Source organism: Streptomyces sp. DI166 (assembly GCF_900091315.1).
GTDB lineage: Bacteria > Actinomycetota > Actinomycetes > Streptomycetales > Streptomycetaceae > Streptomyces > Streptomyces fuscus.
The window spans coordinates 1-8,057 of the sequence record NZ_FLSP01000180.1 but is presented as its reverse complement, the minus strand read 5'-3'; the positions used below and the strand labels follow the sequence as shown (position 1 = coordinate 8,057).

6 protein-coding genes are annotated in these 8,057 nt (G+C 71.4%); 3 read left to right on the top strand and 3 right to left on the bottom strand.

Features of this window, described 5'->3' with window-relative positions:
* Positions 1 to 1,043, bottom strand: a 1,043-nt coding sequence (locus GA0115233_RS39110; RefSeq protein WP_141689648.1) for a sigma-70 family RNA polymerase sigma factor, incomplete at its 3' end; no start/stop codon positions are given.
* A gap of 299 nt (positions 1,044 to 1,342) precedes the next feature.
* Positions 1,343 to 2,125, bottom strand: coding sequence for a TetR/AcrR family transcriptional regulator (locus GA0115233_RS39105; protein ID WP_093725449.1), 783 nt, complete (start codon positions 2,123 to 2,125; stop codon positions 1,343 to 1,345).
* Between the two features lie 386 nt (positions 2,126 to 2,511).
* On the opposite strand from GA0115233_RS39105, the gene GA0115233_RS39100 reads away from it, so the two are divergent.
* Together GA0115233_RS39100 and GA0115233_RS39095 are read left to right on the top strand one after the other, a co-directional pair.
* Entirely contained in the window at positions 2,512 to 3,891 is a 1,380-nt protein-coding gene (locus tag GA0115233_RS39100) for an NAD(P)/FAD-dependent oxidoreductase (RefSeq protein WP_093725447.1), read from the top strand.
* 216 nt (positions 3,892 to 4,107) lie between these two features.
* Positions 4,108 to 5,751 carry an ATP-binding SpoIIE family protein phosphatase gene (locus tag GA0115233_RS39095; RefSeq protein WP_093725445.1) on the top strand — a complete coding sequence of 548 codons (1,644 nt, stop codon included), beginning with the start codon at positions 4,108 to 4,110 and terminating at the stop codon, positions 5,749 to 5,751.
* 16 nt (positions 5,752 to 5,767) lie between these two features.
* Here GA0115233_RS39095 and GA0115233_RS39090 read toward each other — a convergent pair whose 3' ends face one another.
* Positions 5,768 to 7,045: an MFS transporter gene (locus GA0115233_RS39090; protein WP_176712105.1), complete on the bottom strand. Its 1,278-nt coding sequence runs from the start codon at positions 7,043 to 7,045 to the stop codon at positions 5,768 to 5,770.
* A gap of 154 nt (positions 7,046 to 7,199) precedes the next feature.
* Here GA0115233_RS39090 and GA0115233_RS39085 point away from each other — a divergent pair, with 154 nt between their 5' ends.
* Complete coding sequence (locus GA0115233_RS39085; protein ID WP_093725441.1) at positions 7,200 to 7,751, top strand: MarR family winged helix-turn-helix transcriptional regulator; 552 nt, start codon at positions 7,200 to 7,202, stop codon at positions 7,749 to 7,751.
* Positions 7,752 to 8,057 lie beyond the last annotated feature (306 nt).

The following is an 8,057-nucleotide window of genomic DNA, read 5'->3' as shown; positions in this document are numbered from 1 at the left end:
AGTGCGGCCGCCTTGGCGTACCCGGCGGCGCCGAACCAGCCGATGACGGCGACCGGCACCACGGCGGGGATACCGCTGGCGACTTCCTTGATCTGGCCCGCGGCCAGCCGGCACTTCGCGCACTCCTCCAGGTGCTTGCGCAGCCCCCGCTCCGCGCGGGTGCGCAGTCCGCCCCGCGCGTAGGCGCCGAGCCGGTCGGCGTACCGGGCGCACTCCTCGTCGCTGGCGAGGGTGGCGCTGACATGGGCCTGGAGGTACGCCTGCTTCAGGCCCTCGCGGGCGCGGCTGGCCAGCACGCGCGTGCCGTTGGCGTCGAGCCCGAAGAGCGTGGCGACCTCGCTCGGGGACTCGTCCTCGACCTCGGTGTGCCACAGCACGGCCTGCCAGCGCTCCGGCAGCGACCGGAACGCCTGCATGGCCATCGACTGCTCGGCCTCGTGCATCGCGCGCACGTCCGCGCCGAGGTCCAGGGTGTCGTCGTCCGGCACATCGCTGGAGCGCCCGGCCTGCGCGGCGAACACCGCGAAGTCGTCAACCAGTTGCTCCCGCTTCGCGGACTTCGTCCAGGTGGCGGCGACGCGTCGCACCGAGGTCAGCAGGTACGCGCGTACGGCGTGCTCGGGACCCGAACCGCCGCGCACCGCCTGGAGCATCCGCGCGAACACCTCGGCGGTGAGGTCCTCGGCGGTGTGACCGTCCCGGCAGCAGGTACGGGCGTAGCGGCGGACCGCCTCTGCGTGCCTGCGGTACAGCTCCTCGTAGGCCGAGTCGTCGCCGGAGCGCATCCGGCCGATCAAGTCGGCGTCGGACGGCGGCAGATCCCTCGGCGGGGGCAGCACGCCGTCCTCGCGCCGGTCGCGCTGTGCGGGGACGCTGCCCTCCACGGGCTCGCCGCCCTGCGCCGGGATACCGGCCACCAGCGGGGACTCGCCGCCCTGCGGAACGTCGGCGCGGCCGCCCTGGCTCGGCACATGGGGCGAGGCCGGACCCTCGCCCTCCGGGTCACCGTCACCGAGTGACTCGTCCCACCCGTCCACGCTCATCGCGGAAAGCCCCCGCCGCCGGCCCAACCTGTCCCGAACACCGGTTCAGAGTGCCATATCGACTTTTGGTCAGCAGCGGTCGAGCGCCGCCTTCCACTCGTCCGAGGGGTTTCGCCGCGAGCCAGTGCGTGCCCTCACTCTTTCGGGGAAGGCGCAAGTGACGCCCTCAGGAGGGCAGTTGGGCGGCTCGCCCGGGATTTCCCGGTACGCCGCCGGGAACGCCGGAGCGGGAGCGCCTGCGGCAACCCCCGCCCCGATGTCACCATTTCGAGTCACCGGTCAACCCGGCGACGCCCGGATCAGGACGGCCGCGACCGCAGCCCCTCCAGCAGGATGTCCAGCAGCCGTGCCGAGGCCGCCGCCTGCTGCGCCGCGTCCGGCAGCGAGGGCGCCGCCGTCGCGATCACCAGCAGGACGTCCGCCACCGACACATCGGCGCGCAGCTCACCGGCCTCCCGTGCCCGGTCGACCAGCTGACCCACGACATCCAGCAGCGCCGCCGCCCCGGCGTCGTCGCTCCCGGAGTTCTCGTCGGCCACCAGCCGCAGCTCGCCCGAGCCCGGCTGGGTCCGCTGCTGCGGCACCCGCGCCTCGTCGAACCCGGCGCCGTCGCCGCGCTCCTCGGCCACCCCGACGCGCAGCACCTGCGGCGGCAGCAGCCGCCCGGCGCCCGACGCGACCGAGGTGCGCAGGAACCGCGAGAGCGCCGACCACGGCTCGTCCTCCTGCCCGAGCGCGGCCCGCGCCTGCTCGGTCAGCCGGGAGGTCTCCTCCTCGGCTATCCGGCGCACCAGGACGTCCTTGCTCGGGAAGCGGCGGTAGACCGTGCCCACGCCGACCCGCGCCCGCCGCGCCACGTCCTCCATCGGCGCGCCGTACCCCAGCTCGCCGAAGACCTCACGCGCCGCGCGCAGCACGTGCTCCAGATTGCGCTGTGCGTCCACCCGCAACGGCGTCGTCCGCGGGCCTTCCCCGCGGCCGTTCCCCGTCGCGCCCATGGCTCCACCCATCGTCTGGCCCATCGCTCCACCACCGGACGCGATGGCGGACGTGGTCGACCAATGAGAGTCCTGAACATGCATAAGTGTTCCCCCGGTAATGACGTCTCCCCCCGGAGACTCTCCCCGCCATTGACAGCAGGAGCGTGGCGGAACATGCCCGGACCCCGAGCCCGCCCGTCGCGAACCCTTTGAGCCCGACGAGCGCATCCCCCTACACCCCGTCGACACACGAACATAGTTGAGAGGGAGTCAATTCAGAAGGGGCACGTTCCGCACGGAGCGCCCCCCGATCGGCGTACGGGCCGCTTTAGTCCCGATTGCACCCCCGGCAGGTCCCCCGCGCACCCGCGTTGACCTGCGATCCTTCCATAGAGTCCGGTATTTCGGCCAACCCGGCGGCTCGATCACCGCCGGTCACACAATTTGCCGAGCCTGTGGACAAACTCAAGCGCCGGGTGCGTCATGGGATGGTGAAGGAACGTGCGCGCATTCTCGTTGTCGGCGGCGGCTACGTCGGGATGTACACGGCCCTGCGACTCCAGAAAAAGTTGAAACCAGAAATCAAACAGGGAAAAGTCGAGGTCACCGTAGTCACACCCGACTCGTACATGACCTATCAGCCGTTCCTTCCGGAAGCGGCGGCAGGTTCGATCTCACCCCGCCACGTCGTCGTACCCCTGCGCCGCGTCCTCGACGGCTGCCGGGTCGTCGTCGGCGAGGTCCGCTCGATCGACCACGCCAAACGCACCGCCACCTTCACCACCCTCGCCACCGAGGACGAGGGCGCCGGCCGGCAGCAGCTCGCCTACGACGAGCTCGTCCTCGCCCCCGGCTCGGTCTCCCGCACGCTCCCCATCCCCGGCCTCGCCGAGCACGCCATCGGGTTCAAGACGGTCGAAGAGGCCATCGGGCTGCGCAACCACGTCATCGAGCAGATGGACATCGCCTCCTCCACCCGCGACCCCGCCGTCCGCGACGCCGCTCTCACCTTCGTCTTCGTCGGCGGCGGCTACGCGGGCGTCGAAGCCCTCGCCGAACTGGAGGACATGGCGCGCTACGCCTCCCGCTACTACCACAACGTCCGCCCCGAGGACATGAAGTGGATCCTCGTCGAGGCCTCCGACCGCATCCTCCCCGAGGTCGGCGAGGAGATGGGCCGCTACACCGTCTCCCAGCTGCGCCGCCGCAACATCGACGTACGCCTGCACACCCGGCTGGAGTCCTGCGCCGACCGCACCGCCCTCCTCAGCGACGGCGCCCGCTTCCCGACCCGCACCGTGGTGTGGACGGCAGGCGTCAAACCGAACCCCGTGGTCGCCGCCACCGACCTCCCGCTCACCGAACGCGGACGCCTCAAGTGCACCGCCGAGCTGCAGATCGAGGGCACCCCGCACGCGTGGGCCGCCGGGGACGCCGCCGCCGTCCCCGACGTCACCGCCGACACCCCCGGCACCGAGACCGCCCCCAACGCCCAGCACGCGCTGCGCCAGGCCAAGGTCCTCGCCGAGAACATCGCGCGCTCCCTGCACGGCGAGCCGCTCCAGACGTACTCCCACAAGTACGTCGGCTCGGTGGCCTCACTCGGTCTGCACAAGGGCGTCGCACACGTCTACGGACGCAAGCTGAAGGGCTACCCTGCCTGGTTCATGCACCGCGTCTACCACCTCAGCAGAGTGCCCACCTTCAACCGCAAGGCCCGGGTACTGGCCGAATGGACGCTCTCGGGACTGTTCAAACGGGAGATCGTCTCCCTCGGTTCACTCGAACACCCCCGTGCGGAGTTCGAACTCGCGGCCGGTGGAAAGCCTCCTGTCGACAGCGACAACGACCCGAAGGGGTCGTCCTGACCCGACCCAGGAACTCCTCGGACCCGGCGGGCGTCTGACGGATGTCGGCGCGGTCCGCCACACTGCCAGACTGACCCCCGGACCGGACGGGCAGCCAGCCCGCCCACCCGACTCGCACCAGACCGTCCCCACAGTGCCGCATCCCCGGGGAGGCCGGCCCCCAGACCCCCACCGGGTCCGAAGCCGGCCGAAGACGACGACACGAGGCAAGGATTCGTGAACTTCACGCGCTGGAGCGCCCGGCTCCCCGGAACGCAGCGCCGCACCGCAGCGCGGACCGACCACGCGGTCCCCGCGGAGCGGCGCGGGGAGAGCGCGGGCGCCGTCCCCGCCGCCCGAGCCGAACAGCTCACCGACGACGCCCCGCCCCTGCCCGCCCTCGACGACCTGCCCGTACGCGAAGTCCTCGACCGCGTACCGGCCCTCGTCGCCCTGGTCCACGGCACCGAACACCGCCTCGCCTACGTCAACGACGCCTACACCACCGCCTTCGGCGCCCGCCCGCTCGGCGAACCGGCCCGCGAGGCCCTGCCCGAACTGCACGAACTGGGCCTGCTCCCGCTCCTGGACCAGGTCCTGCGCAGCGGCAAGCCCCGCACCCTCAAGTCCCGCAAGGCCCCCGACGGCCGCTCCTACACGTTCACCTGCACGCCGGTCGCGGAAGGCGAGAAGGGCGTCCTGGTCTTCGCCACCGACGTCACCGACCACGCCGAGGCCGCCGAACGCCTGCGCGCCAGCGAACGCCGCCAGCGCGAAACCGCCGTCACCCTCCAGAGGTCCCTGCTCCCGCAGGAACTCGAACACCCCGACGACCTGCGCATCGCCGCCACCTACCAGCCAGGCGGCACCGAGGCCGCGGTCGGCGGCGACTGGTACGACGTCATCACCCTCGGCGGCGGCCGCACCGCCCTCGTCATCGGCGACGTCATGGGCCGCGGCGTACGCGCCGCCGCCGTCATGGGCCAACTCCGCACCGCCGTACGCGCCTACGCCCGCCTGGACCTCCCGCCGCACGAGGTACTGCAACTGCTGGACGGCCTCGCCACCGAAATCGACGCCAACCAGATCGCCACCTGCGTCTACGCCATCCACGACCCGAACGAGGGCCGGCTGGTGTACGCCTCCGCCGGGCACCTGCCCATCCTGGTCCGCGACGAGGGCGGCACCGTCCTGCGCGCCGACGAACCCACCGGACCCCCGCTCGGCACCGGCGGCTGGATCCACGCCTCCGGCTCCATCCCGCTCGGCCCCGGCTCCACCGCCGTCCTCTACACCGACGGCCTGGTCGAACGCCGGGACGAGGACCTCGACGAGGGCATCGCCTCCCTGGAACGCGCCCTCGCCGGCGCCACCGGCACCCCCCAGGTCGTCTGCGACCGCCTGGTCCGCTCGGCCGGCGTCACCGCCGACCACGACGACGACGTCGCCGTCCTCGTCCTCCAGCACCCGGCCCGCACCGGCCCCGACGCCGACCTGTTCCGCAACGCAGCCCTGGAACTCCTCGGCGGCGTGGAAGCCGCGCCACGCGCGCGTGCCTTCGCCTCCGGCGTCCTCACCAGCTGGCGCTTCCCGGCCGACCTGCACGACCTGGGCGTCCTCGCGGCCAGCGAACTCGTCGCCAACAGCCTCCAGCACGGCACCCCGCCCATGCGGCTACGGCTGCGCCGCACCGACCGCCGCCTGATCGTCGAGGTCACCGACGGCGACGACCACCTGCCGCGCCGCCGCCGCGCCGAACCGGCCGACGAGTCCGGCCGGGGCATCGCCATCGTCGCGACCATCGCCTCCAGCTGGGGCTCCCGCAGAACCCCCGGCGGCGGCAAGGCCGTGTGGTGCGAGTTCGTCCTGCCCCGCACCTGACCCCTCGGGCCCCGGCTCAGGCGTGCGCCGGAGCCGTCTCCGCCTGAGCCGCACCGCCCGAGGCCACCACCCGGCTCCTCGCCAGCGCCGGGTGGTCCTGCGCCAGCGTGAGCTGCCGCCCCAGACGCAGCGCCAGATAGGTGATGCCCAGCGAGAACACCAGGAACGTCACGATGTACGGGCCGTGCAGCGCGGCACCCATGGGCCCGCCGATCGCCGGACCCACCGCCAGCGCCAACTGCTTCACCAGGGCGAAGGCCGAGTTGTACTGACCGGCCATCCCCGCCGGAGCCAGATCCGCCACCAGCGGCGCCACGGTCGGCGACAGCAGCGCCTCACCCAGCCCGAACAGGGCGTACGTCGAAACGAACGCCGCCGTCGCCATCTCCTGGCTGACACTGCCCAGACCCGCGTACCCGGCCGCCAGCCAGGCCACTGCCCAGATCAGCCCCGCCGCCGCGATGACGCGGGTGCGCCGCCGGCGCTCCACGAACCGCAGCACCACGAACTGCGCCACCACGATCATCAGCGTGTTGGCGGCCAGCGCCGTCCCGAGCGCGGAGGTCGAGATCCCGGCCGCCTCCACGCCGTACGCGGGAAGCCCCGACTCGAACTGCCCGTAACAGGCGAAGAACAGGATGAAGCCCAGCACGGACAGCTGCACCATCGCCCGGTTCTTCAGCAGCTGCTTCCAGCTCCCCTTCGCCGACGCCGTCGGCGCGCCCGCGATCCGCGGCGCCCGCGGCATACGCACCGTCGCCATCACCACGACCAGCAGCAGGAACATCGCCGCCTCGATCGCGAACAGCAGCGTGAAGGAGGAGGCCCGGGTCGTGTCGACGAGATGACCGCCGATGAGCCCGCCCACACCGAGACCGAGGTTCTGCAGGAAGAACTGCATGGCGAACGCCCGCGACCGGGTCTCCGCCGTGGAGCAGTCCACGATCATCGTCGCGAGCGCCGGCTGCATCACGGCCTGCCCCGCGCCCAGCGCCGCGGACGACAGCAGTACGGCGGTGGCGTTCCCGGCGAGCCCGAGGCTCAGCGCGCCCAGCGCGGCGGTGACCAGAGCGGCGAGCAGCACCGGAAGCGGGCCGCGCCGGACGATGGCCCGCCCGGCGAACGGCAGCACGACCAGCGCGGCCACGGCAAAGACGGCGAGCACAAGACCCGCCGTCATGGCCCCCAGCCCACGTACCTGCGCCACATAGACGTACAGATACGGAACCGTGAAGCCCAGCCCGAACGCGCTGAGTGCGTTGCCCACGTGGATCCGGCGCATCGCTGCGCCCATTGCCCTGGTCACGTTCACCCTCTCAAGTAGTCGACGCCTGAAGGAGTTTGAACCTGTAGTGGTTACCCCTGAAGACTTCAAAGCTAAAGTTTCGAACTAAAGGCTACATCTCGAAGAACTTCAACGCCAACTGGCCCCGTGCGATACTTCGGCCATGGGCGACCACTCCGGCATCAGCGGCGAGCCGACACTCGAAGAGCAGATCGCCGCCTACCAGCGCGAGTTCCAGGACCTCGACCCCCAGGTCGAGAAGATCGTCTCCGCGCTGTCCCGGCTGAACCGCCGGATGAACGTCGCCTACAGCCGCCAGACCGCCACGCTCGGCATCAGCAGCACCGAGTGGGAGGTCCTCAAGGCCCTCGTCCTCTCCGGCGCCCCCTACCGACTGGGCCCGAGCGAGCTGGCCAAGCGGCTCGGCCTCACCCCGGCCGCGATGACCCACCGGATCGACCGCATGGTCGCCGAGGGCCTGGTCACCAGGGAGCGCGACGAGACCAACCGGGTCCGGGTGATCGTCGAGCTCACCCAGGAGGGCCGGGAGAAGTGGCTGGAGGCCATGCGCCTCGCCTCGGTCTTCGAGGAGGAGCTCCTCCAGGACCTCTCTCCCGAGGAGCGCACGGCCCTGGGTGAGGTCCTCACCCGCCTGCTCCGCCGCGTCGAGCACGCTCAGCCGGACGCCGGCGGTCGGCTCTCGGACCTCGATTAAAGATCTTGACAGGCAGCGGTTGACACGCCTCTGCCCGATGCGTAGAGTTCTTCGGGTTGCCGCGGGGCCGTAACGGTTCTTCGACAACACCTCCGCCGCTTCAGCGGCACCTCAAACCACCAGCACGATCTCCCAGCCGGGGTGAATTCGGCGTGCCCGAATTCAATTCGAATGGGGCTCGGCAGCCCGATTAGGCACTGCCGGGGGAATCCGCTAAGGTTTGAGACGTCGGAACGGCCCAACGGCCGCGAGGACAAGCCCGGTTGACTGGGCGTCAGACACCGAAAGGATCTGATACAGTCGACA

Coding starts and splice junctions, on each gene's coding strand:
- GA0115233_RS39085 (WP_093725441.1), top strand. CDS start 7,200: ATGGGCGACCACTCCGGCATCAGCGGCGAGCCGACACTCGAAGAGCAG.
- GA0115233_RS39100 (WP_093725447.1), top strand. CDS start 2,512: ATGGTGAAGGAACGTGCGCGCATTCTCGTTGTCGGCGGCGGCTACGTC.
- GA0115233_RS39090 (WP_176712105.1), bottom strand. CDS start 7,045: ATGGGCGCAGCGATGCGCCGGATCCACGTGGGCAACGCACTCAGCGCG.
- GA0115233_RS39105 (WP_093725449.1), bottom strand. CDS start 2,125: ATGCATGTTCAGGACTCTCATTGGTCGACCACGTCCGCCATCGCGTCC.